Raw genomic sequence first — 21,418 nt, forward strand, 5'->3', positions numbered from 1 at the left:
TGCGGATCACGCCCAGCTCAGTACCGTCGCAACGTTCTAATGCCGTGGTAAGGAGCGAATGGTGACAGGCAAACTTGTGACAACCCAATGGCTGGCCGAACATCTGGACGATCCGCTCGTGCGGATCGTGGAGGTGGATGAGGACACCGAGGCCTACTATCGCGGCCACGTGCCCAACGCCGCGGCGGTCAACTGGACCACCGATCTTCAGGATCCGATCCGGCGCGATTTCGTCTCCGCCGACGCGTTCGCCGCCTTGCAGGACCGGCTCGGGATCACCAACTCGACCACGGTAATCCTTTACGGCGGCAACAACAATTGGTTCGCCGCCTACGCCTATTGGTACTACAAGGTTTACGGCCACGATGACGTGCGCATTGTGGACGGAGGGCGCAAGGCGTGGGAGCTGGAGGGACGCAAGCTGGTCACCGAAGCGCCTGTCGCCGCCGCCACCAGCGGATACCGGGCCGCCCAGCCCGACCTGAGCATTCGGGCGTTCCGCGACCAGGTGCGGGCCGATTACGTCGGGAACAGCGCGGCGGCGATGGTGGACGTCCGCTCGCCGGAGGAGTACCGCGGCGAGAGGCTCGCCCCCGATCACCTGCCCAACGAGGCGGCGCAACGACCGGGCCACATTCCCGGTGCCGTCAACATTCCGTGGGCCAAGGCGGTCGACCCGGAGTCGGGCAGATTCCTTGCCGGTGACCAGCTCCGGTCGCTTTATGCGGGTCACGGCGTCACCTCCGAACGCGACATCGTCGCCTACTGCCGCATCGGAGAGCGTTCGGCGCACACCTGGTTTGTGCTGCACGAGCTTTTGGGCTACCCGAGCGTGCGCAACTATGACGGCTCGTGGACCGAGTGGGGGTCGCTCGTCGGCGTCCCGATCGAGCGGTGAGCGCCATGCGCAGACCCGTGGGCGTGGCGTTGACGGTCGCGGCTGGTTGCGTGCTGGCGGTGGGTGCGGCGACGACGGCCCACGCGGCCGACATCGTGAGCCCGGCGGGGGCTTGTGTGGCGAGCGCGACCTGGAAGACGGGCGGGGTGAGCAAGACCTCGACCGCGCTGACCGGCGAGGACATCATCGAGATCCCGCGCGCCGACACGGTGTCGTGGCAGGGCACTGTGGTGGGGCCGGCCGCGGCTTCGCGGGAGGTGGCCGGGCATGTGGCGCTGGCGTTGCCGCCTCCGTTCGGCTCAATCGATCTGGGCCGGTGGCAAGGAAACGCGGCCGAGGCGCAACGGTCGGGAACCTACACCTACGACCTTCCATCGGTGGTACCAGCCGGGGTGGTCTTGGACCTGCGGGCCACCCACGACGAGAACGGTCAGCGGCACTGCACCGCGCAGGTCGGTGTGGTCATCGCCGGCGGGGCCTTCGACAGTCCGCTCATCTGGGTCGCGCTTGCCGGGCTCGTCCTCTTCGCGGCCGCGCTGGCCCTGCTCGGCCGGTCGCGCACACCACCGGGCGCCGGCCGCATCGTCTCCGGCGCCTTGCTGGGCTTGCCCTTGGGGCTGTTCCTCGGCTTGGCCCTCGTCCTTCTCGGAGTGGTTCCGCTGGCCAGCCCACTGGTCACCGTGCTGCTCGGGCTCGGTGTGGTGGCCGGCGCGGTGTGGGTCCGGTGGTCGCCCATCCGGCCGTCCGTCTAGCCACATCTGGCTGGGAAAGGCTCGGCCTTTCCCAGCCGGTCACGCCAAGCTGGAAAGCACGGTGCCCAGGGCTGTTTCGACGGCGTCGCGTGACTCTTCACCGGGATCGAGGTAGTCGAATCCGTGTCGGCCGTTCGGCACGTCGATGATCTCAAGACGACAGTTCGCGGCGTCGGCGGCGTCGACGAAGGCCTGCACCCCGGCGGCGATGAGCTCATGTTCGCGTCCGGCCCGGGTCAGCACGATAGGCATCTTGCCGCAGTCGCCGACCGTGGTGGTGGGGTGGAAACGCGGCTCGACGGGCCAGCCGGGCAGGGGAGCCAGCACCGGGTAGGTGGCGGCGACACAACGCAGCCAGTCCGGCGGCCGGTTCACCCAATCGGCCATCAGCAACGCGCCGCCGGAGAAGAACCATAGCGCCACGCGGTCTGCGTCGGCCCGGGGATCGGCCCGGACGGTGTCGATGGCCTGCTGCACCTGCGCCGCGACGAGCGGGTAGTCGGCCGGGGTGTGCAGCCGATGGGCCACAACGGCTCCGAGCACGCCAGCCGCGGCCGCCATGGCCCCGTACCCGGCAAAGACTGGCCATTCATGTGGCCTCGGTGTCACCGCTGCGGGCAGCGGGCCGCCGTGGACAAACACGATCGCCGGCCGGGGTTCATCCGCCTCCGGCAGGTAGAGGTCCACTGTGCCGTGGCGTTCCTTGCGGCTTGCCTTGATCTGCATGACAAACGGATTCAGATGATCTTCCATGTGTTTCACCGCCTCCTGTCCGCCAGCCAATGTACTCCGAACGCGAGCAACGCCAACTCATTCCTCATGCGCGGTGCTCAGGTAGGCCGCGAAGCGCTTTGCCACGTGCGCGCGACCTCGGCTCGACGGCGACACTCAGTCCCTGGTGAACTCGGCTGAGAGCGCTTCACCCGCATAGCCTTTCGCAGGAAGCAACGGTGGCCAAGGTTGGCTTTCCGCCTTGGCCACTTTATATCGCGGTACCAAGGGAACTCGCAGTGCTTCGAGGAGGTCAAAGTCATCATGATTATGCGTTCCGGGCTGGCCGTGACCCTGCTGGTGCTGTCGGCGTGCAGCGGCCTGGGTGGCGGTGCGGGCTCGCAGTTCGTCGGGCGCACGTTCCTGTCGACCGAGGTCACCGGCCACACCCTGGCCGACAGCACCCGGCTGCAGCTCGCCTTCCCCGAAGCGGGCAAGCTGACCGCGCAGGCCGGATGTAACCACCTGTTCGGCGATGTCAGCTTCGACGGCGACCACATGAAGGTCGCCGAGATGGGCAGCACCACGCTGGGCTGCGACGAGGCCCGGCACAAGCAGGACGCCTGGCTGTCGGCGTTTCTGAAGGCAGGCCCCAAATTCACCGTCAACGGCGACGAGCTGGTCCTCACCGGCGAGACAGAGACGATCAAGCTCGTCGACAAGTCGGCGAGCCAGCCGGACAAGCCGTTGCAGGGGACGAAATGGATGGTGCAGTCACTGGTCGACGGCCAGTCGGCGGGGTCCGTTCCGCAGGGCACACCGGCGTTCCTGCGTTTCGACGGGGAGACGGTCACCGGCGACGCCGGCTGCAACCAGCTGAGCGGCAAGGCCGTCCAGACCCCGGGCGCCATAACCTTCTCCGACCTCAAGACCACCAAAAAGGCGTGTGCCGGGGACGGCGCGGCAGTGGAGGCGGCGATGCTCGGCGCGCTCAGCGGGCAGGTGACCGCGAAGATTGACGGCGACCTGCTGGAGCTGCGCAACGCCAACGGAAAGGGCTTGCAGCTGCGCGCGGCGCCCTGACCGGTGCGGTCACTGACCGGCGAGCTGTTCGACAATGGGGATGGCCGCGTCGACCTCGCCGAGCATGAACGAGCTGACGCCCAGCAGTGCGCGAAGCGAGCGGATTTTGTCGACCAGTTCGGCGACCGTTCCGATGAACACGTGTGGGGACTGCAAAACGTCGGCGGTGGTCAGCTCGACCCCGGTGACCCGGCGCAAATTGTCGACGTGCTGCTGCGCCGGCTCAGCGGCCTTCGCGGTGACGACCAGCGGCCCGCCGCTGGGGTAGAGGTTCAGCTCAAGGCTTTCGAAGCGTTCACCCGCCGCAGCACGGATCCAGGCGACCTTCTCCTGCGCCGCGGCAAGGGTGAGGCTGCCCGGATCGGGTGCGGGGACTCCGTTGCCGCCGGGCAGCACACGCGGGGCCAAGCCGACCGTGTCGGCGTGCCGGGCCGCCAGCGTGAGCAGCCGGCGCGCGCCGCCACCGATGAACAGCGGGGGATGGGGCTGCTGCACCGGTTTCGGGTACCCGTCATGGTGGTCCAAGGCGTAGAACTTTCCTTGGTACGAAAAGGGATCCGGGCCGAAACAGCCCTTGAGCACGTCGACCGCCTCGGCGAGCCGGTCGACGCGGCGGGCGGCCGGCTCGAAAGGTATGCCGACAGCCTCGTGTTCCAGGCGATTCCACCCGGCGCCGATGCCGACTTCGAGGCGGCCGCCGGAGAGCACGTCGAGGCTGGCAAGGTCCTGCGCCAGCACGGCCGGGTGGCGCAGCGCGGCGTTGAGCACGAAAGGCATGATCCGCAACTGTTGGGTCACGGCGGCCACCGTGGCCAGAACAGGTATCGGGGCGTGCTGTTTAAGCAGATGATCCGGCAGGACCAGTCCGGTGAACCCGGCCGCCTCGGCCCGGCGGGCAGTCTCCGCGATCTCGCCGATGCCGACCGGACCGGCGGCCGCGAGGCCGAAGAAACGGAAGGGACGCATGCCACAATCGTGCCCCAGCCGCCGCGGATGCGTGGTCCCGGGCTAGGCCGCGGGCGGCAGGCCGAACTTCGCCACCAGGTCCGCCCCTCCACCGAAGACGACAATGCGGGTGATGCCGGTGTCCGTGGTGGTGAGGGCGCCGATGCCGAACGCGCGGTGGACTCCGTCGCCGTCGCGCCGGTAGGCCGCCGCGGCAGGCTGCCCATTGGCGGCGATCGGGATCATCCGCCAATCTCCGGCGGTTCCGATGACGTGGGTGAGGAAACGCAGACATGTGCCACGACCCGAGAACCAGGTGCTGGTGCCGACGAGCTCGATGGCGGCGTCAGCGCGCAGCGCTCGCTCCAGCGCGGCGATGTCGGCGTTTTCGAAGCCCGCGATGTACTGGTCGAGTAGCTCCTTGGCGCGTGGCTCGGTCGGCTCGCAGAGCTTTTCGCGCTGGGGGGCGACCTCGTCGAGACGCAGGCGTGCCCGTTGCAGCATGCCTTTGACCGCTGCCGTCGTCGTGTCCAGCATGGCGGCGACTTCCGCTGTGGGAAAGGCAAGCACCTCCCGCAGCATCAGTACGGCCCGCTGGCGCGGCGGCAGATATTGGAGACTGGCAATGACGGCCAGGCGCAGGCTCTCCCGCCCGGCGACGATCGCCGCCGGATCAGCCGACTGCCAATCCGCAGCGGAATCGGGAATCGGCTGCAGCCAGGCGATGTCGGGGGCCGCCACCGGCGGCGCATCGGGATCGCCGGTGGGACCGGCCAGCCCGGACGGCAGTGCCCGTCGCTTGCGCTGGTCCAGCGCGGTCAGGCAGGCGTTGGTGGCGATGCTATACAGCCAGACCCGCAGCGAGGAGCGCCCCTCGAAGGTGGCGTAGGACCGCCACGCCCGCAGATACGTTTCCTGGACCAGGTCTTCGGCTTCGTCGGCCGATCCGAGCATGCGGTAGCAGTGCGCGATCAGCTCGCGCCGAAACGGCTCGGCGCGGCTGGCGAACTCGTCGGCCTGGGAAGTCGCTTTCACCGCTCGCATTGTCCCTCGTGGTGAAGGTCCAGTTTGGTCCGGACCCAGCCTGCCATCTGCCGGATCGCCTCGTCAGCCTCGGGTGCTCGGCCCGCGGCCATCTGAAACGTGTGCAACATGGCGGGTACGACGTCCAGCCGCACCTCGACTCCGCACCGGCTCGCGTGCGCGTGCAGGCTTCGGGCATCGTCGAGCAGCGTCTCGTCCCCGCCGACCTGAATGTAGATCGGCCCCAGGCCGGAAAGCTCGGCGTAGAGCGGACTGGCCAGGGGATCTCGCGGGTCGCCGCGCTCGCCCAGGAACGTGGCCGCGATCTGGCGGACGGTCTCGCGATCGAAGAACGGATCCCGGTCCCGGTTGGTGTCGTACGACTTTCCCCGCACCTCCAGGTCGACCCAGGGCGAGAAGGGCATCGCCGCAGCCGGTAACGGCAGGCCCCGCTTCCGGGCGGCCAGCTGAGTGGTGATGGCCAGTGCGCCGCCCGCGGAATCGCCGGTGAACGCGATCCGGTCGGCGCGCAAACCTTGGTCCAGCAACCACTGGTAGACGGTGGTCGCGTCTTGTACCTGAACCGGATGGGTGTGCGCGGGAGCCAGCCGATAGTCGAAGATCAGCGCTCGTACCCCGGCGGCCTTGGCGAGATGGGCGAACATCTTGCGGTGCGTGTAGATCGAGCCGCTGATGAACCCGCCGCCGTGCATACACAGCAGGACACGGTCGGGCGCGCAACGTTTCGGCGTCGCCCACATGGCGGGCACACCGCCCGCGTCGACTTCCAGATAGTCGACCTCACGCGGCTCGGCTGTCAGGTCACCCCACGACTCGCCGTCGGGCTGCGAGCCGTCCGGCTGCGGGCTGCCCCGCCGCTGCATCGCGTAGCGGGACGCTGTCCAATGCCTTCGGACCGCTTCAGACTGGATGCTCGGCATGGATGGGCTCCTTTGTTCGGTTTGCGCTGTCACCATGTAGACCACCGACGGCGGAAAACGAACCGGTGCCTTCCCAGCGGGCTTGGTCGATGGCACAGTGCCTTTGGCTGGATTCGTGCCAGGGGAGAGCATCGATGGGTGAGATCGGGCAAATCGTCGCGGGCCGGTACCGTTTGGAGGCCAGACTCGGGGCCGGTGGGATGGGCACGGTGTGGCGTGCCCAGGACATGCTGCTGGATCGGGTTGTCGCCATCAAGGAGTTGCGGTTCTCGCAGGGCCTCACCGACGAGCAGCATGCCGAGGTGGTGCAGCGTGCCGTCGCCGAGGCGTCGCACGCCGGCCGGATCGATCACCCCAACGTGGTGCGGGTCCAGGACGTGGTGACCGACAACGAGCGGCCGTGGATCGTCATGCAGCTGGTCGAGGGCCGATCTCTGGAACAGATCATCAATGCGGAAGGAGCCTGGGCGCCCGAGCGGGTGGCGCAATTGGCGTCGTGGATGATCGGTGCCCTGTCCGCCGCGCATGCTGCGGGCCTGATCCACCGCGACGTGAAACCGTCCAATGTGCTCATTCCGGATTCCGGTGGGGCGCTGCTCACGGACTTCTCGGTTGCCAAGGTGCTGGGCAGCGGCACCATGACCAACACCGGGATGTTGCTGGGTACGCCCGGCTTCATCGCCCCCGAGCGGATCCTCAACGGGGTCGTGGGCATGGAAGCCGATCTGTTCGCGCTGGGCGCGACCCTGTATTTCGCGGCCGAAGGAGTCAGCCCGTTCGCGTCGGACGATCCGGTCACCGGCGCCTTCGCGCCGGCGATCAGGCAGCATGACCCGCCGCAGCGGGCCGGCGAGATGGCGAGCATCATCGATCGCCTGCTGATCAAGGATCCGCGCGAACGGGCCACCCTGGCCGACCTCCAAGCGCATGTGCAGCAACACTTCCCGGGTTCCGACGCTCCGGCGCCGGTCGCGGTGCCGCCGCCGCCGCGTGCGACGCCGATCGCGGTGCCGCTGCCGCCACCGATGGAAATACCGCTGGGGTCGGCCTGGGCGCCCGCGATCATCGAAGACAATGCTGAGCTGGAACCGTTACCGCCCAAGGAGCTGGATCGCCGCCGCATCGTGCTGGCCGTCGCCCTGGCCGTGGTGTTGCTGCTGGTGGGTTCGGTTGTGCTGACCCAGGTCCTAGATGGAGGGAAAGGCGCGAACGGCACGGCCGCGCCGCTTCAGAGCCAAAGCCCGAGCACGTCACCGAGCCCTTCCGACACCCCAAGCCCAAGCGCCAGTGCTTCCCCCAGCCCGGCCGCGTCGGGATCGGCCGCGCCGGTGGTCGGCGAGGTCACCGCGATCCAGGTACTGTCCAACGTCGCCGACGGGCCCTCGTGCAAGGCCACCATCAGCGCCAGGGTGACCGTCTCCGGCCCGGCCGAGGTTCGCCTGCAAACCGAGATCAACGGTGGTTCGGACGGCACGAAGACCCTGTCGTTCACCGAGGCGGGCCAGAAGACGATTCAGCTGTCGAGCACCAGCTCGGTCAGCAACGGCAGCGCGACGGTCAGGTCCACCGCGCCGAATTCCATGCAGGCAAGCAGATCCTGGAACGGCATCCCGCATTGCGGCACCGGGCTGTTCTTCACCGTCTCCGGCACCGTGCGCTGTTCCGGCGGCACCATTGCCGAGTTCCATGGCACCGCCACGGTCTTCAGCGGCTGGGCCAACACCGCCGATTTCGTCGGCGCCACCGTATACGGCCAGTTCACCGTCACCGGAGGAGCTCAGCTCACGAAGAACCCCCAGCCGATCGGCGGCTCGCCACTTGCGCCCGGCCAATCCAGGACGGTGTCCGTCGATGTGGGCAGCCGGTTCGACACCGGAACACCCATCGGACAGCCCTACGACCTGGTGATGAAACCAAGCTCGACAAGCACGCCGTCGGCGTCCAACCACGTCACGGGCACCGTTCCGCCGCCGTGCTCCACGCCATAGCCGCAACCGGTGGCGCACTAGTTCGCGGAGACTGACGCTGCGCCATCGGCTCGGTCCCCAGGACCTGGCCGATCCTTCGTCACCGCCGCTAGGTGCAGGCAAGACGGTGTTCGCGTAACGGCTAGGTGTATCTCGCGATCGCCTTGATCGTTGATCACGACATGAAGCCACGCGCGGTACTAGGAGCCGTTGCCTTCGCGGCCATGCCCCTGCTCCTGGCGACCCCGGCTCAGGGCGCCGGACCGGAGCCCCGCAAGGAGCTCGGGCTCGACATCATCTCCGACCTTCTGAAGGGGGCTGACGACCAGGACATCAAAATCGCCAACGGAGGGCCGCTAGGCCCGGGGCTTAGCGAGCTCGTCGCGATCGCAGAAGGCATTCTGCGGAAGTACGGCATCACCAAGACCTACGCGGATGTTGCGGACCTCGACGCGGGGACGCTCAGCATCGTTTCGGGCATCCTCGGCGTCAACGGAACAGACGGCATCATCGCTGCCCCCGGGAAACGGTCGCCGTAAGGGCGTCTGTCCGCTCGAGCTCAATCACCTCCGCGAACACGGCAGGAGGCAGCAGCAGCGAGCGCTTGCCATGTACCGACATTGACGCACAGATAGCCATCGGTCGGCTGCGAAGCCCGAGCGCGTCGCCGAACCCCGCTGGGAACGCGGCATGGGCATGTTCCGCAGGTTTGCGCGTGGCGCTAACGTTGGTGCATGTCGATTGACTCGGCCGAAAACATGTCGTATCTACCCACTCCGTCGCTGCAGAGCCGGCAGTACACCGGCGGTGGCTTCGAAGCTGACTCGGACGTGCTCTATACGGGGTCGACGAAGTACCTCGACGTCAAGAATTATCTGTTCGCCATCGCGGCAGGTCTGGCCGGCGACTTGGCGCAGACGAAGGGCATGGCCGGGGACAACACGGCCGCGCACCAGTTCGCGCGCCGGTACGAGCCGGCGGCCACGGAGGTGGTCAAGGGAATCGGCAAGGCGGGCGAGGCGATGGCCGCGATCGCTAGCCGGCTTCTGGACATGGCGTTTAACTACCTCTATATAGAAGACGAAATCAGCCGGATGTTCATGCAGGGGGTCAACGCCGCCTCGCCGCTGGCCAAGTCGAAGGTCAATTGTGAGCCGGAGGAGTCGTACAGGGCTCTGGAAATGGTGACGGGCTCGCGTCAGGTGCACGACATGTGGCTCATCGGCGAGTACTGGCCGGAGGCCAACGTCGAGAAACTGCGGGTGGCCGAACGGGTTTGGAAGAAGGTCGCCGAACTCATCGACGACGCCCAGCGCAATGCCTTCAAGGCCGAGGAGATCGTCACCGTCAACTGCGACGGACCTGCGATCGACGCCTTCGAGCAGTTCGGAAAGTCGCTGTATACCGACTTTCCTTCGGGCGCAACAGAAGTCAACGACGGCCGGCCGATATTGGAGAACCTCTCGGCGGAGGCCCGCCGGCTCGCCGAGATGTGCGACAACTTCGCGCAGCACACCGAAAGCGTGCGCAGGCAGCTCATCGAGATCGGGGTCGTCATCGCGGTGTGTACCGCGGCCGGAATCGCGCTGACCGTCTTCACCCTGGGCGGATCCGATGCGGCCGCCGCGGCCGCGGATGCCGCCGCGGTGGCCGAGGCGGCCGCGACCGTCACCGCGCTGGAGGCGGCCGTGGTCACTGACACGGTGGCGATCGCCGCAGCCGAATCGGTACCGGTGATCGAGGGTCAGATCATCGCCCTCGCGGCCAGGGGAGCGGCCGCCGAGACCGCGGCCACGATCACGCAGATAGCGGCCGGGGTCACGCTGGTAGCGGGGGCGGGCACGCTGCTGACGCCCAGCGATGCCGAAGCGGCCGCGCTGACTCCGGCACGGGATCCGATCGCGCCGCCCCTCGTCATGCCACCCAACCTCCGGATGTACAGCCCGCTGGAGGCCGCCGAGGCCAATACCTGGGCGCAGACCCTGCCTTCGCGTGACCCCAACTACGGAACGCCCGAGGACCGGGCATACCAGCTGCGGGTGGCCGGATCACCCGAACGCCTCGTCACCGGAGCCAACGGCACCACCATTTGGGCCGACGGATTCCGGCCCGAGGACGGCGCGCTGGTCGACGCCAAGCACGTCCGCCAGCTCGACTGCAGCCCGCGAACGTTGGAAGGGTTGACCTCCAACAGTTTCCGGACCGGCCTCATGCTGGCCGACGACGACAACGAGATGCGCAAGTACGCGGCCGGTATCTCCAATCCGGACAACCACGCGCAGTACGTGGAGATCGACACGAACGACGCCTCCACCGTTGGGTACTGGCAATTCCTGGCGGCCAAGAACCACCTGCCGTCCAACGTGCGGGTCGTCGAGTAGGCTGCGGCCGACGAAGGGAACATTGATGGGCAAGCTGTACGTGGCCGCTCCGGAGGGCCAGACCTGGCCGATCGATCTGGACGACGCGGAAGCCAGCATCCGGCGGCGGTGGCCCAATGCCCGCTTCGAGCGTCCGTCCTCGGCGGTCACCGGCGGCTCCTACCTCAGCTTCGATGTGGTGGTCGGCGGGATGCCCCGCTACGGCACCTACGTCAGCCGCAGCCACCTGACCCTGTCCCAGGGCAGCCCGCAGGACTGGGCCGAGACGATTGTCTGGTTCCTGCAGCTGCTGCCGCCGGGCACCCCCGCGTTGGCGATGGCGGAGGACAATCCCGAGCTGGAACCGGTACCCAGCGGAGCATCCGTGCAGGACGTCATCGACCTTTACGAACGGCTCGAGCAGCAGGCCTGACTCCGGCTATTGGCGGGCAAGGGCATTGAGCGCGATAAGCGTCGCCGGGATGGTCGTCAGATGCATGACGGCAAGCGACACCGCGCTTGTGGTATCGAATCCGGCCGGGACAGTCATCAGGCCGATGGTGGCCACGGCGAGTGTGGGGCCGGCGATGCGGGCAACGCGGATAGCGGCCGGCCACAAGCGCGACAGTGCCGCGATCACAGCGAGCCCGGTTGCCAGCGGCACGAGTGACATGATCGTGATCGCGAGCGGGCCGACCTCGACCGGGGTGGCGTTCTGCAGGTAGACGAACGTGCCGCCAAATGCGCGCCCTGCCGCGTAGATGGCCAGGTTCGCGATGAGCAGGCCGGTGAGCGCAGCGGAGACGACAGCGAGCCGGCCGGCGGTGGTTGGTGTCGTGGCCGGCTCGATTTCGGTGTCAGTCATGCGCAGCGTCTTTACTCAGGAAGGCCCCGAGGCCGTCAAGGATGCCCCGAGTGCCTTCTTCGCGGCCTTCGACGCTGTCCAAGCCGTCGAAATGGACGGCCTGTTCGGTGTAGGTCAGGAGGGTGGCGTCGCCGTCTGGCTCGACCGCGATGGTGGTCAGTGAGGTGGACAGATGCTTGTCGTCGACCCACATGTCATAGGTGAACACGATGCGGCACCGATCGACGATGTCGGTATAGGTCGACAAGAACCGCGAACGCGGGCCGCCGTGCCATTGCCCTTCCTCGATGCCGCCCCCGCCGACGCGGAAGTCGTGCGCCTTGTTGGCGACGTCGAATGCGGGCCCGCCGCCGAACCATTGATCGCGGGCGTCGTTGTCGGACAGAGCGTGCCAGACGGCGTCGAGCGGTGCGTGGAAGGTGCGCTCGACGACGAACGTGGCGTGCGTCTGGCTGCGTTCGGTGATGTCGTTCATGACTATTTCTCCTTGTCAGTACTTGGGTCGAGGAAGGCGCCGAGCCGGTCGAGGCGGCGCTCGGCGGGCAGGCGTTGCCTGCCGATCCATTCGGCGGCCGGGTTGAGCGCGTTGGGTGCCAGCTGGTAGGTGCGGACCCGGCCGACTTTGGTGGATACCACGATCCCGGCGGCCTCCAGCACACCGAGGTGCTGAACCACGCTGGGCATCGCCATGTCGAACGGGCGGGCCAGTTCGCTCACCGATGCCGGGCCGCGAACCAGCCTTTCGACCATCGCCCGGCGGCTGGCGTCGCCCAGGGCGTGGAACAGCCGGTCGAGGCCCTCCTGATACTTAGGCACATACCTAAGTATTGCGGCGGATCCCAAGACTGTCAAGAACATCCAGCCAGGGGTGCAGCGGGCCACCCGAAACCGGAGAGCCCGCTAGCATCCGGGGATGACCTGGCGCCGGATTGTCATTGCGGTCGATGTCATCGTCGTCGTCTTGTTGGTCCTGCTAGACAGCTGGCCGCCATCTTCCGAAGCGGTGTCAGCGTTGATGACGGCGGTCATCGTGCTGACCCCGCTGGCCGCATGGGCGTTCGCGGCGCCCGGACCGACCGGCGGCTGGTGGGTTTCCGGGCTGCTGGTGGCATTGCTGGTCACCTGCATGTGGCTGTCGCGAGTGGTGTTCAGCCAGGGACCCGTCGCCTCGCCGATCGACTGGCTACTGCCTTACACCGCGGGGGCCATCGTGATCTGCGTCGTGGCGATGGTGGCCGCTCGCCGTTGGCGGCTTGGACCCGCGGTCGCCCTCGCCGTGGTGACGCTTGTGGTCTCCGGCCTGGCAACGCTGACGATCGCGATGGAAGGCGAGGGCGTCTATATCCCCGCCAACGACGCCGCGCTGCTATCGGCCGGAGTGTCTGTCGTGGAGGCCGGTGAACCGAGCTGCGGTGTGGACGGCGCGACGTGCGTCCGCGAAGTGACTCTTCGCACCGACCGCACAGCCGCAGAGCTACGCGAGATGCTGCGCTCGCGAGGCTGGGCCGAGCAATGTCAGCCGGTGACGGGAATCCTTTCCCATCTCAGCCTTTCAGAGTATGGGGAGCGCTGCTTGACCCTCGGCGATCTGGAGCCGGGCATGGTCGTGGTGTCCGTGGAGGCTGAAGCTCAGTGGAAGGTGCGAGCAAGGCCTTGACCTGTGTCTGCTATCAGACTATTTAGGTGAAAATCGGGCTAATGCCGACATATTGGTGGCATGAATAACTCATTGACCAGGCGAGCCGCACTTGCTGGAGGCGTCGCGGCTCTCGCGACATCCGTGCTGGCTGGCCGAGCGATGGCTTCATCCGGGCCGCTGCGCATCGGCGTGATCGGAAATGAGCTGCAGGGTATCCGTTACCGCGTAGGGACCCTCGAAGCGAGCGCGGAACATGGACCGGCGGCGGAGCTGTTGACTCGCGAAGAAATCACCGATCCGCGGGAGGCCGCCGCAGCGCTGCTCGACGCGGGCGTCCATGCGCTGGTGAGCACCACACTTGCCGGGCTGGCTGTGCTGTCCCAGGCGCAGGCCGCCTGTACCCCGCTGGTGAGCACGGTGCCCGTGCCAGGCGCGGCCATGCCCTACCTTTTCCAGGCCGGCCCGACCCGTGAGCAGGTGGACCGGGCGCTGATGCTCGCGGTGAAGAACGCTCAGCATGACAAAGTCGCTGTGCTGTCGCTGGAAGGCCAGCCAACGCCGGAAAGCGAGGCGGCCGCGCGGGGGGTGACCATCACCGGGATCGAGACGTTCGCGGCGACCGCCACCTCCTTCGTCGACGCGGTGAAAGCCTTGGTGGCGCAGAACCCGCAAGCCCTCATCGTCAACGCGCCGAGCCCTTTCGCGGGGCCCGCGGCGCGTGACGCGCGGACGGCGGGATGGACCGGCCCGGTGTTCGTCCTTCCCGAGGCGGTCGGCCCGCAGCTGCACCGTGTCGCCGGTGCCGCCGCAGACGGGATCATCGCACCATTGCCCTGGCTGGCAGCGCCGTCAGCGATGCCGGAGACACTGCCCAACGCCAGCACTGTCAAGCGTTTCGCTGCCGGGTTCGAGCCGGCCAACGGGCCGGCCAGCGTCGCGGACGGGTCCGCCGCCGACGCGGTGACTTTGTTGCATCTGGCGTTCCTCGGGCACCGCGACCGCGAATCGGCCCGCGCCCAGCTGCAGGCCATGTGCTGCCTGGGCGTCACCGGCGTCTACAACCACGCACGCCTCATCGAAGGCGCGCTGGTGGATATGACCGCACAGGCAGGAACATGGGCGCCCGTGTAGTAGCGCTCAGTTGACCGTTATCGGAATGGTGGCTACCAGGCCGTTGATCGTCACCCTTACCGTGCCGCTGCCACTGCCGACCGCGCCGACACCAACGGTGTCCTCGTCGGTCTGGCCCGGCGACAGTGCCGCAACGTTCCTCCCGATGGAGGTGAGTAGCGGATTGCCGCTTGAGTCAAGGACATCGATCTGTACGCCGGCCTCGGGAGTCGGTTCGTCGCCGGTGTTCTCACATTTCCACTTCACCGAGAATTGGACGTGAGCTTGCGGCGGGTCGGGCAGGAGCTGTGGAAAGTCTTCGGCGAACTCCAATTGACCGGCCATGTCAGACGCACTCGCCGATTCTGACGTTGCCGAGGAAGACCGGACCCCGGCCGTTGATTACCAGGTTCATGTCGTAGTTGCCCGCTTGCAGGTTGAAAGTCAGCGACCGCATCGCGGCATCGCCGGGCTGCAACGCCTCACACGGGAGTTTCTGGCTGGCACCAGTGCCCTGATCGTTCATGTCGAAGATGTCTTCGTAAGCCGTTGACGCCTCGTCGCCGACGTTCTTCTCCCGCCACGAGACGGTGAAGTCGGCATTCGCGCAGGGGCTGACCGGATCGGTCACGAAGGTCGTTTGAGTGTCGAGGTCAATCAGGGCTGGCATGGTGCTCTCCTCTTCGTTGCCGCGCACCAGCCACATTAACCTGGTTGACCTCGATCTTTCGGGCAATTCAGGATTGCGTCGCGGCCACCTCGGATTTGCTGCGAAGGATGCAGAACTCGTTTCCCTCGGGATCGGCGAGCACGACCCAGCCTGTTCCGTCGGGGTTGCGCCGATCCGCGACCATGCTTGCCCCCAGCTCGGTCAGCCGGGCCAGCTCGGCGTCGCGTGAACCCTCGGCCGGGCGCAGGTCGAAATGGATTCTGTTCTTGACCTGCTTGGACTCGGGCACCTCGATGAACAGCAGGCGATGCGACCCGTCGCGCGAGTAGATCATGCACTCTTCGTGCCCCGGCTCGTTGGGATCATCGGGGTTCTCGACGTAGTCCAGGACGGTCTGCCACCAGCGCGACAGCTTGTAGGCGTCGGCACAGTCCACGCTGGTGTGGGAGATGAAGGAAGTCACCCAGGCATGGTGACAGGATCGGCGGCCCGGATCCAATTTGCGTGACCCTTACACAAGGCCAGCATGCCGCTCACCCGAGCGGGTCAGAGTGCGGGCATGAAACGCACGTTGGTGATCGTCACGGTGCTGCTGACCACATTCGCGGCCGCGGGCTGCCGGGCGCGCGAGGACAGAGCCACTCCCGCCGACAGGCCCGCCGCGGTGGTCAGCCCGACCCCGGCTGCGGGTCTGGCTCCGCAGGTGGCTTCCAGCAAGGTGGCCGTGAATCTGTCCGAAGTGGACGGCATGCTCGCCGAGCTGGAGAAGCAGCTCACCGAGGCGGACAAAACCCCGGATGCAGACGAGTGAGGCACATGATGACACGGATTCTGGCCGCCGTTGCGGCCGTGTTGCTGCTCGCACCCGCGAGCCCGGCCGCGGCGGCGTCCGCGGCCACCGACGGCGCGCTGGATGCCGCGAAGAAGGTCACCGTCGCGCGCATCGACGGACGCCTCGCCACGCTCAAGGCCGAAGGTGTGGCCGTGCGGGCGGCGACGCGGCTCAGCGCCGGTCACAAGTCGACTCTGGAGGGCATCCTCGCCGGCAGCACCGAAGGGCTCAATGCGTTGCGCTCCAAGGTGCAGGGCGAAACGACACTGGCGGCGGTCAAGGACGACACCAGGGTGATGGTCGACGGCTACCGGGTCTACCTTCTGGTGACTCCACAGGTGCGCCTGACCATCGTCGCCGATGTGGAGGGCTCCGCGATCGCGGCCCTGGAGGACGCCTATGCCACGCTCTCTTCCGCCATCGAGGCGGCGCAGCAGGCCGGCAAGGATGTCAGCGCCGCCAAGGCACAGCTGGCTGTGCTTCGTACCCAGATAGATGCCGCCGCAAAAGGATTGGCCGGCGTGGCCGACGGGTTGCTGGCTGTCAAGCCGGGGCCTGATGCCGCAGGGATCCGCTCGGCCGTGGCAGGGGCCAAGGCCAAGCTGCTCGCCGTGCGCTCCAGCATCCGTCAGGCCGCGGCGGTCGCCAAGGCCACCCGCGACCTGCTCAAGTAGCAACCGGATCGGCCGCGGTCGTTGCTGACCGCGGCCGATCCGCGCGATGTCAGCAGGGCTTGAGCGACCAGACCGGGTTCCAGTCGAAGTCACGCTGCCGCCGCGGGTTTTCCACCACGAGAGCGGCCAGCAGCTCGCCGTACTGGCCGTAGATCTGCGTCGGCTGGACCGGCGGGTTCTGGTTGTTGAGGTAGGCGCCGCCGCCGAGCCAGTTGTACACATACTGGGTCTGGCAGTAGTAGAAGAAGAAGACCTTCCACAGGTTGGTCACCGGATTCCAGACCAGGGCACAGAAATAGCCGGCCCCACAGGTGTAGATCGCGCCCGGCGCGACCGGGTGTGTCGTCACGGACGGGTAGGTGGTCGGCTCGACCACGGCAATCGCCATGTCCCCCTTGGCCAGGGCACCAGGCGGTGCCGCCGGAGCGGTGAGAACCTGTCCGCCACGGGCATCTTTGGCGGGTACCGCCGACGCCGGGCCGGCCACGGAAACGGCCACGAGCATCCCGGCGAGGATGCCCAAGGTGGCGATGGTTGAGCGGATGGCACGCATAGTTAGCCTCTCCCTGTCCACTTGGTCCACTGGTCGTGGGTCGTCGGCCGGGATTGCTTGTCCCGGCTGGGTTCGAGCATCGTGGTTTGTGCTTTGCGGATGCTTTGCGTCTGCTATGCGCCCGTCACCTCGACGGCGATCCTTTTTGGATGCCGGGGTGTCACGGCAAATTCAAGTCATATATGTCGATGGATTGGGGTGATCTGTGCGACCAGCTGCACGATTTCGCGCTGCGCCGATGCGCGCACGGCCAGGTCGGGCTGGTCCGCCAAGGGTTACCCGACCACGCGGGCGTGGTACAGGTGGAGCAACGGGCTCTACAACTTCGCCGGCGGCCGCTTCTACAACCGCGAGGGACAGCTCCCCGCCGGCGCGACCTACTACGAGTACGACGTCTACCCGCGCAACAACGGTGCCGCTCGCGAGCTGACCCTGGTGCTCGGCAGCTGAGGGCGCCCGCGGCTGGGGCGCCCTCAGCTCGTGCTAGCCCGCGGCCCGCAGGCTTGGATCGGTGAGCTCGGCGCACCAGCGCGACGCCGGATCCAGGTAGGGCCGTAGCAACGCGGTCAGCTGCGGATCGCTTCGGCCGGCGAGCTCGTCGGACGCGATCTTGCGGGCCACCCCGGCGAGCAGGTCGGCGACCTGGACCCGAGGGTCGGTTCGCGAATCCGTCTGACGGAAGTGCAGGAAGTGACCGTGAGCCGGCAGCTGGATCAGTTCCAGCGGCGGCGCGGCCAGGATCTGTTCGAGAAGCCGCATCCGCCGCTCGGTCAGCGCGGACTGTTCGTCGTGCACCACCGCGACCGGATGCAGTCCCCGGCTCCAGTGCAGCACGGTGCCGGCCAGGGCGGGCAGCAGCGGCTCCAGAACGGGTTGTAGGACATGACCCTCAAGCAGCCGTTCGCGAGCGGAATAGGCATCCCTGCGCCGCAGCTCGCGCAGGTCATCGAGGACCTGCCCGACCGGGCTGTCGGCGTTGCTGGTCCGCAGCACCTCGACCTGGCCGAAGAAGGCGTCGACCGGAGGACGCACCTTCCAGCCGCGGTCTGCGCGCAGGACCACGTTGGTCGCTGCCAGGAACGCCTGCCAGGGTTCGGGGCCGAAGGTGCCGGGGCCGGCCCGGCACAGCCTGGCCGCCGCGTCGGCCAGGCTCGGGTCCGGGCGCAGACCGAGGCTCGCCGTGTCGGCGAAGCCGCCGAGGAACAGGTCGAGCACCCGGCCGAGGATGAAGCAGAACTTGTGGGTCAGATGGACCCGGGCCTGGCCGTGCACCGGGCCGGACGGGCCGAGGAACTCGGCAAGGCGCGGCCCGCCCCTGGCCCGCAATAGGTGTGAGGCCTTGTATTCGTAGCTGTCATGCCCGGATCGGTGACGCAGCGCGCGGATCCACTCCGCCGCCGCATCGATGTCCAGCCGGATGCTGGCGTGCGCGATGACGTCGGAGTTTGCGGCTGCGAGGTTGCTACCTTCCCAGCCCGACTCGTCACACGCGATCTCGAGGGCATGCTCGATTGACGTTTGCGTATTCTTCACTGTCTCTCCTGGCGCTCCAACGGATAGGTCGACGTTTGATCACCAGGTCGACGGTCACGTCGATGGAGCTGACAGCAGACATACCCCCATCCTTGCCGTCCGAGCCGGATCGCGCCACCGGCTTTTCACGGCACGGCGACTCAGCGCGGTGGGTGCCAGTGGCGTTTGACCGCCTCGGTCGCCTCGCTGAGGGTCAGCCCCAGTCGCTGAGCGGCCTCAACATATTGGCGGGCAACGGTTTCTGTGCGGTGTTCGGTCGTCGGCGGATGCCGCGGGGCGACCACCGTTCCGGCGGCGCGTCGCGTTTGGACCAGGCCTTCGGTCTCCAGCTCCTGGTAGGCGCGGGCGACGGTGCCCGCGGCCAGCTGCAGATCGGCGGCCAGCTGCCGGATCGGGGGCAGGCGGTGACCGGTCTTGAGGACACCGCCGGTGATCAGATCGGCCAGCTGCTGGCGGATCTGCTCGTAGGGCGGCACGTGCAGGCCCGGATCGACCGTGATCTCCAAGGGCTCGGTCACGACGGCGCCTTGCGGCCGAACAGCAACACCGAAACGACGTAGATCCAGAACAGCCCCACCAGGACGACACCCGTGCCCGCGGCGACGGCCAGCGCGTCGAGGCGGTGCAGGCCGCATTGGCCGGCGCTGATGACGTTGACGGTAAGCGCGGCGCATCCGGCCAGCGGGGTGAGCACGGCGATCCCGTACCCGCTGACGATCACTTCCGCGGCGCGGCGGCGGGTGCCTTCATCGCCTGGCAGCCGTGGCCGCCGGGCGACCGCCTGAAGCGCGATGAGCGTCAGGACAAGGCAAACGCCGGTCGCGGTGAGGATCGGGATCGAGTAGTAGCTGCCGGGCCAAGGGCCGTTGGTGGTGGAGAATTCGCCGCACACCCGAGTGAAGGCGCGCCCGAGACGGCCTTCTGAGTCGGGGCCGCCTGCTGTGGTGGTACCCACCAGAAGAAGAACGAGCAGCACGGTGCTGATGCCCGCCACGTAGGCCGGGAAGCGGGGCAGATAGTCGCGAATTCTGCGGATCGTCAGCGACGCGGACCTGGGGCCGGCCGCTGCGGGCCGCGGCGCGAATCGCTGCGCCAGCAAGGCGGTGCACAGCAGCACCGCGGCGAACACCGGCCCGGCCAGCGCATAGCCACGCCCGAGGGGAAGCCTTTGCGCAAACTGCCAAGCAGCGACCGCGCCCAAGACGATGCCCAGGAGGCGAATCAGCATGAGAGATGCTCCTTGTATCGAGAGGTTGATACAAGGGTACCGCTTGTGTCAACCCCTTGATACAAGGGTCAGCCGCCCACGATCGTCGCGGCGAGCGCGACCCGATGATCCTTCGTCCACGGTGGCCCCAGCGCTGCCCGAGGGCCCCGCAGGATCTCGTCGGCCCGGCCCGCCAGCAGGCCGGCCGCCTGGCTTTCCACGTCTTTGGCCTCGTAGAAGTGGACCTGCCAGCCGCGGCCGTGAGCCAGTTCGGCGAGCACATGGCGGTACATGATGGCGTCGGCGCGGCTCTCGTAGGGCGCGCGGCGCTGCACGGCGATGTCGGCGGGAAAGTCCATCGGCCACGACCGCAGATGAATCGACACCACCGGCCCCGGCAGAGCATGGGCGAGCTCATCGAAAGCCGCCGAAGCCGCCCGCACGACCGAGGCCCGCACCTTCGCCACCAGAGTGGCCGTTGCCGCGGCGTCAAGGCGTGAGCCCTCGTAATGTATTGGCGCCGCAGGCAATCCGGGCTCGATCAGCTCGAGCCGGCGGCGGTCCACCACCCGATGCTGGGCCGACGCCGTCACCGCCACAGCCCACCCGAAATGATCGGCTATCCCCAGACGCATACCACCCACTATCACCGATGTGGGGTTCTGGCACGATGGCCGGGTGAATGAGGGCCATCTGGAGCGGCTGGCTCGCGAGAGCGGCATAGCCGACCTTGTCGATGTGCTCGCGCAGCGGCTGGCACCGGCCGACCTGACCTCGCTGCTGCTGGAGGTCTACCGGCGCAGAGCCGCCGGCCTGACGCCGGCGAAAGTGCTGGAGGCGTTCGAGAGCAGCCGGTTCGCCGGGGTGGCGGTGGTGGATGCGGCGGCCATGTCGGCTTTCGACGCCGGATGGCTGTCGCTGTTGGCGCAGCTGGGTTTTGACGGCCTCGAGCTGTCCCCGGTCAGCCCGCTGGGCACGGTCGCGGCGGTGTCGACCGTCGACCAGAACAAGGTGCTGACCACGAGCCGCAACAGCGAGGTGCTGGCCGACTCCACCAATGTGCTGGCGCTGGAAGCGGCGTCACGGCGCCGGGCGCTGCTGCGCCGCGACCCGCGCAGCCGGGAGCTGGTGCGGCTGTGTGCCTCGCATCGGCTGGTACGCGGCCAGCTCTTCCACGGGCCCGGGATGCTGCCGCATTTCCGGTTGATGGCCTTGACCACCGCGGGCCGCGCCGAGGACTCCTTCGGATTCGAGGTGCGGGCCTTGCGCGAGCATGTGCTGGCCCATCTGCGGCTGCTGGAGGCGGCAACCGGGCAAGGGCTCGCCATCGACGCGGTGGCGGTGTCGTTGACGGACCTGACCGGCGGTGCGCGCCAGCCGTTGCTGCAGCGGGAAGTCGTTGCGCCGCTTGCGGATGAGTTCCCTGCGGTGACGTTCGAATTCGACGACTCGCGGCAGGCCGGGCGCGGCTACTACCGCGACGCCTGCTTCTTCATCCACGCCACAACGCCTCAGCGGCAACGGTTTCTGCTCACCGACGGCGGCCTGACCGACTGGACCGCGCAGCTGCTCAACAACCGCAAGGAGCGACTGGCCATCAGCGGGCTCGGAACTGAGCGGCTGATCAGTCAGTTCCGAGCGCCATAGCCCGCCCG

At 67.6% G+C, this 21,418-nt stretch carries 28 protein-coding genes; 13 read left to right on the plus strand and 15 right to left on the minus strand.

From position 1 onward, the window contains the following. Positions 1 to 61: 61 nt before the first annotated feature. Together Rhe02_RS09990 and Rhe02_RS09995 are read left to right on the plus strand one after the other, a co-directional pair. Positions 62 to 898, plus strand: a complete 837-nt coding sequence (locus tag Rhe02_RS09990) for a sulfurtransferase (RefSeq protein ID WP_239123610.1) — start codon at positions 62 to 64, stop codon at positions 896 to 898. Positions 899 to 903: 5 nt separating this feature from the next. Continuing rightward, positions 904 to 1,650 (plus strand): hypothetical protein, encoded by a 747-nt coding sequence (locus Rhe02_RS09995; RefSeq protein ID WP_203907846.1) that lies wholly within the window; start codon positions 904 to 906, stop codon positions 1,648 to 1,650. A gap of 39 nt (positions 1,651 to 1,689) precedes the next feature. Here the strand turns inward: Rhe02_RS09995 and Rhe02_RS10000 are convergent, their stop codons facing one another. After that, positions 1,690 to 2,403 carry a dienelactone hydrolase family protein gene (locus tag Rhe02_RS10000; RefSeq protein ID WP_203907847.1) on the minus strand — a complete coding sequence of 238 codons (714 nt, stop codon included), beginning with the start codon at positions 2,401 to 2,403 and terminating at the stop codon, positions 1,690 to 1,692. A gap of 282 nt (positions 2,404 to 2,685) precedes the next feature. Here Rhe02_RS10000 and Rhe02_RS10005 point away from each other — a divergent pair, with 282 nt between their 5' ends. Further along, a complete protein-coding gene (locus Rhe02_RS10005) occupies positions 2,686 to 3,444 on the plus strand; it encodes an META domain-containing protein (RefSeq protein ID WP_203907848.1) in 759 nt (252 codons plus the stop codon). A 9-nt stretch (positions 3,445 to 3,453) separates the two neighbouring features. Here the strand turns inward: Rhe02_RS10005 and Rhe02_RS10010 are convergent, their stop codons facing one another. The 3 genes from Rhe02_RS10010 to Rhe02_RS10020 are packed head-to-tail and all read right to left on the minus strand — an operon-like array spanning position 3,454 to position 6,353. Beyond that, the gene (locus Rhe02_RS10010; protein WP_203907849.1) at positions 3,454 to 4,410 is read right to left on the minus strand and encodes a TIGR03621 family F420-dependent LLM class oxidoreductase; all 957 of its coding nucleotides are present in this window, start codon (positions 4,408 to 4,410) and stop codon (positions 3,454 to 3,456) included. A 42-nt stretch (positions 4,411 to 4,452) separates the two neighbouring features. Next, entirely contained in the window at positions 4,453 to 5,424 is a 972-nt protein-coding gene (locus tag Rhe02_RS10015; RefSeq protein WP_239123611.1) for an RNA polymerase subunit sigma-70, read from the minus strand. Then, positions 5,421 to 6,353: an alpha/beta hydrolase gene (locus Rhe02_RS10020; RefSeq protein WP_203907851.1), complete on the minus strand. Its 933-nt coding sequence runs from the start codon at positions 6,351 to 6,353 to the stop codon at positions 5,421 to 5,423. Before Rhe02_RS10020 ends, Rhe02_RS10015 begins: the two co-directional genes overlap by 4 nt. Positions 6,354 to 6,487: 134 nt before the next feature. On the opposite strand from Rhe02_RS10020, the gene Rhe02_RS10025 reads away from it, so the two are divergent. The 4 genes from Rhe02_RS10025 (at position 6,488) to Rhe02_RS10040 (ending at position 11,113) form a co-directional block, all read left to right on the plus strand. Next, positions 6,488 to 8,341, plus strand: a complete 1,854-nt coding sequence (locus Rhe02_RS10025) for a serine/threonine-protein kinase (protein ID WP_203907852.1) — start codon at positions 6,488 to 6,490, stop codon at positions 8,339 to 8,341. Positions 8,342 to 8,544: 203 nt separating this feature from the next. Beyond that, positions 8,545 to 8,859 carry a hypothetical protein gene (locus tag Rhe02_RS10030; RefSeq protein ID WP_203907853.1) on the plus strand — a complete coding sequence of 105 codons (315 nt, stop codon included), beginning with the start codon at positions 8,545 to 8,547 and terminating at the stop codon, positions 8,857 to 8,859. Positions 8,860 to 9,054: 195 nt separating this feature from the next. Next, positions 9,055 to 10,701, plus strand: coding sequence for a restriction endonuclease fold toxin-2 domain-containing protein (locus tag Rhe02_RS10035; RefSeq protein WP_203907854.1), 1,647 nt, complete (start codon positions 9,055 to 9,057; stop codon positions 10,699 to 10,701). A gap of 25 nt (positions 10,702 to 10,726) precedes the next feature. Then, the gene (locus tag Rhe02_RS10040) at positions 10,727 to 11,113 is read left to right on the plus strand and encodes a hypothetical protein (protein ID WP_203907855.1); all 387 of its coding nucleotides are present in this window, start codon (positions 10,727 to 10,729) and stop codon (positions 11,111 to 11,113) included. 6 nt (positions 11,114 to 11,119) lie between these two features. Here Rhe02_RS10040 and Rhe02_RS10045 read toward each other — a convergent pair whose 3' ends face one another. The 3 genes from Rhe02_RS10045 to Rhe02_RS10055 are packed head-to-tail and all read right to left on the minus strand — an operon-like array spanning position 11,120 to position 12,361. After that, positions 11,120 to 11,545 (minus strand): DUF6069 family protein, encoded by a 426-nt coding sequence (locus Rhe02_RS10045; RefSeq protein ID WP_203907856.1) that lies wholly within the window; start codon positions 11,543 to 11,545, stop codon positions 11,120 to 11,122. Next, positions 11,538 to 12,020 (minus strand): SRPBCC family protein, encoded by a 483-nt coding sequence (locus Rhe02_RS10050; protein ID WP_203907857.1) that lies wholly within the window; start codon positions 12,018 to 12,020, stop codon positions 11,538 to 11,540. Before Rhe02_RS10050 ends, Rhe02_RS10045 begins: the two co-directional genes overlap by 8 nt. Before the next feature lie 2 nt (positions 12,021 to 12,022). Continuing rightward, positions 12,023 to 12,361, minus strand: a complete 339-nt coding sequence (locus Rhe02_RS10055; RefSeq protein ID WP_239123618.1) for an ArsR/SmtB family transcription factor — start codon at positions 12,359 to 12,361, stop codon at positions 12,023 to 12,025. Between the two features lie 97 nt (positions 12,362 to 12,458). Here Rhe02_RS10055 and Rhe02_RS10060 point away from each other — a divergent pair, with 97 nt between their 5' ends. After that, positions 12,459 to 13,202, plus strand: coding sequence for a hypothetical protein (locus tag Rhe02_RS10060; protein ID WP_203907858.1), 744 nt, complete (start codon positions 12,459 to 12,461; stop codon positions 13,200 to 13,202). 60 nt (positions 13,203 to 13,262) lie between these two features. Continuing rightward, positions 13,263 to 14,315: an ABC transporter substrate-binding protein gene (locus Rhe02_RS10065; RefSeq protein WP_203907859.1), complete on the plus strand. Its 1,053-nt coding sequence runs from the start codon at positions 13,263 to 13,265 to the stop codon at positions 14,313 to 14,315. A 6-nt stretch (positions 14,316 to 14,321) separates the two neighbouring features. Here Rhe02_RS10065 and Rhe02_RS10070 read toward each other — a convergent pair whose 3' ends face one another. From Rhe02_RS10070 to Rhe02_RS10080, 3 genes are all read right to left on the minus strand, one after another. Beyond that, the gene (locus Rhe02_RS10070) at positions 14,322 to 14,639 is read right to left on the minus strand and encodes a hypothetical protein (RefSeq protein ID WP_203907860.1); all 318 of its coding nucleotides are present in this window, start codon (positions 14,637 to 14,639) and stop codon (positions 14,322 to 14,324) included. Position 14,640: 1 nt separating this feature from the next. Then, positions 14,641 to 14,964, minus strand: coding sequence for a hypothetical protein (locus tag Rhe02_RS10075; protein ID WP_203907861.1), 324 nt, complete (start codon positions 14,962 to 14,964; stop codon positions 14,641 to 14,643). Between the two features lie 67 nt (positions 14,965 to 15,031). Next, positions 15,032 to 15,427, minus strand: coding sequence for a VOC family protein (locus tag Rhe02_RS10080; RefSeq protein WP_203907862.1), 396 nt, complete (start codon positions 15,425 to 15,427; stop codon positions 15,032 to 15,034). A gap of 96 nt (positions 15,428 to 15,523) precedes the next feature. On the opposite strand from Rhe02_RS10080, the gene Rhe02_RS10085 reads away from it, so the two are divergent. Continuing rightward, positions 15,524 to 15,775 carry a hypothetical protein gene (locus Rhe02_RS10085; RefSeq protein ID WP_203907863.1) on the plus strand — a complete coding sequence of 84 codons (252 nt, stop codon included), beginning with the start codon at positions 15,524 to 15,526 and terminating at the stop codon, positions 15,773 to 15,775. Between the two features lie 5 nt (positions 15,776 to 15,780). Further along, on the plus strand, positions 15,781 to 16,470 hold the full coding sequence (locus tag Rhe02_RS10090; RefSeq protein ID WP_203907864.1) for a hypothetical protein: 690 nt from the start codon (positions 15,781 to 15,783) through the stop codon (positions 16,468 to 16,470). Between the two features lie 49 nt (positions 16,471 to 16,519). Here the strand turns inward: Rhe02_RS10090 and Rhe02_RS10095 are convergent, their stop codons facing one another. Next, on the minus strand, positions 16,520 to 17,023 hold the full coding sequence (locus Rhe02_RS10095) for a hypothetical protein (protein WP_203907865.1): 504 nt from the start codon (positions 17,021 to 17,023) through the stop codon (positions 16,520 to 16,522). 198 nt (positions 17,024 to 17,221) lie between these two features. Here Rhe02_RS10095 and Rhe02_RS10100 point away from each other — a divergent pair, with 198 nt between their 5' ends. Further along, the gene (locus Rhe02_RS10100) at positions 17,222 to 17,473 is read left to right on the plus strand and encodes a ribonuclease domain-containing protein (RefSeq protein ID WP_239123619.1); all 252 of its coding nucleotides are present in this window, start codon (positions 17,222 to 17,224) and stop codon (positions 17,471 to 17,473) included. Positions 17,474 to 17,506: 33 nt separating this feature from the next. Here the strand turns inward: Rhe02_RS10100 and Rhe02_RS10105 are convergent, their stop codons facing one another. From Rhe02_RS10105 to Rhe02_RS10115, 4 genes are all read right to left on the minus strand, one after another. Next, a complete protein-coding gene (locus Rhe02_RS10105; RefSeq protein WP_203907866.1) occupies positions 17,507 to 18,556 on the minus strand; it encodes a hypothetical protein in 1,050 nt (349 codons plus the stop codon). A gap of 140 nt (positions 18,557 to 18,696) precedes the next feature. Further along, on the minus strand, positions 18,697 to 19,074 hold the full coding sequence (locus tag Rhe02_RS10110) for a GntR family transcriptional regulator (RefSeq protein WP_239123626.1): 378 nt from the start codon (positions 19,072 to 19,074) through the stop codon (positions 18,697 to 18,699). Further along, the gene (locus Rhe02_RS49740; protein ID WP_239123627.1) at positions 19,071 to 19,784 is read right to left on the minus strand and encodes a hypothetical protein; all 714 of its coding nucleotides are present in this window, start codon (positions 19,782 to 19,784) and stop codon (positions 19,071 to 19,073) included. Before Rhe02_RS49740 ends, Rhe02_RS10110 begins: the two co-directional genes overlap by 4 nt. Positions 19,785 to 19,852: 68 nt before the next feature. Beyond that, positions 19,853 to 20,398, minus strand: a complete 546-nt coding sequence (locus Rhe02_RS10115; RefSeq protein WP_203907868.1) for a hypothetical protein — start codon at positions 20,396 to 20,398, stop codon at positions 19,853 to 19,855. Positions 20,399 to 20,441: 43 nt separating this feature from the next. On the opposite strand from Rhe02_RS10115, the gene Rhe02_RS10120 reads away from it, so the two are divergent. Further along, a complete protein-coding gene (locus Rhe02_RS10120; RefSeq protein ID WP_203907869.1) occupies positions 20,442 to 21,410 on the plus strand; it encodes a hypothetical protein in 969 nt (322 codons plus the stop codon). The last annotated feature ends 8 nt before the right edge of the window (positions 21,411 to 21,418 follow it).

Source organism: Rhizocola hellebori (assembly GCF_016862955.1).
Taxonomy (GTDB): Bacteria; Actinomycetota; Actinomycetes; order Mycobacteriales; family Micromonosporaceae; genus Rhizocola; species Rhizocola hellebori.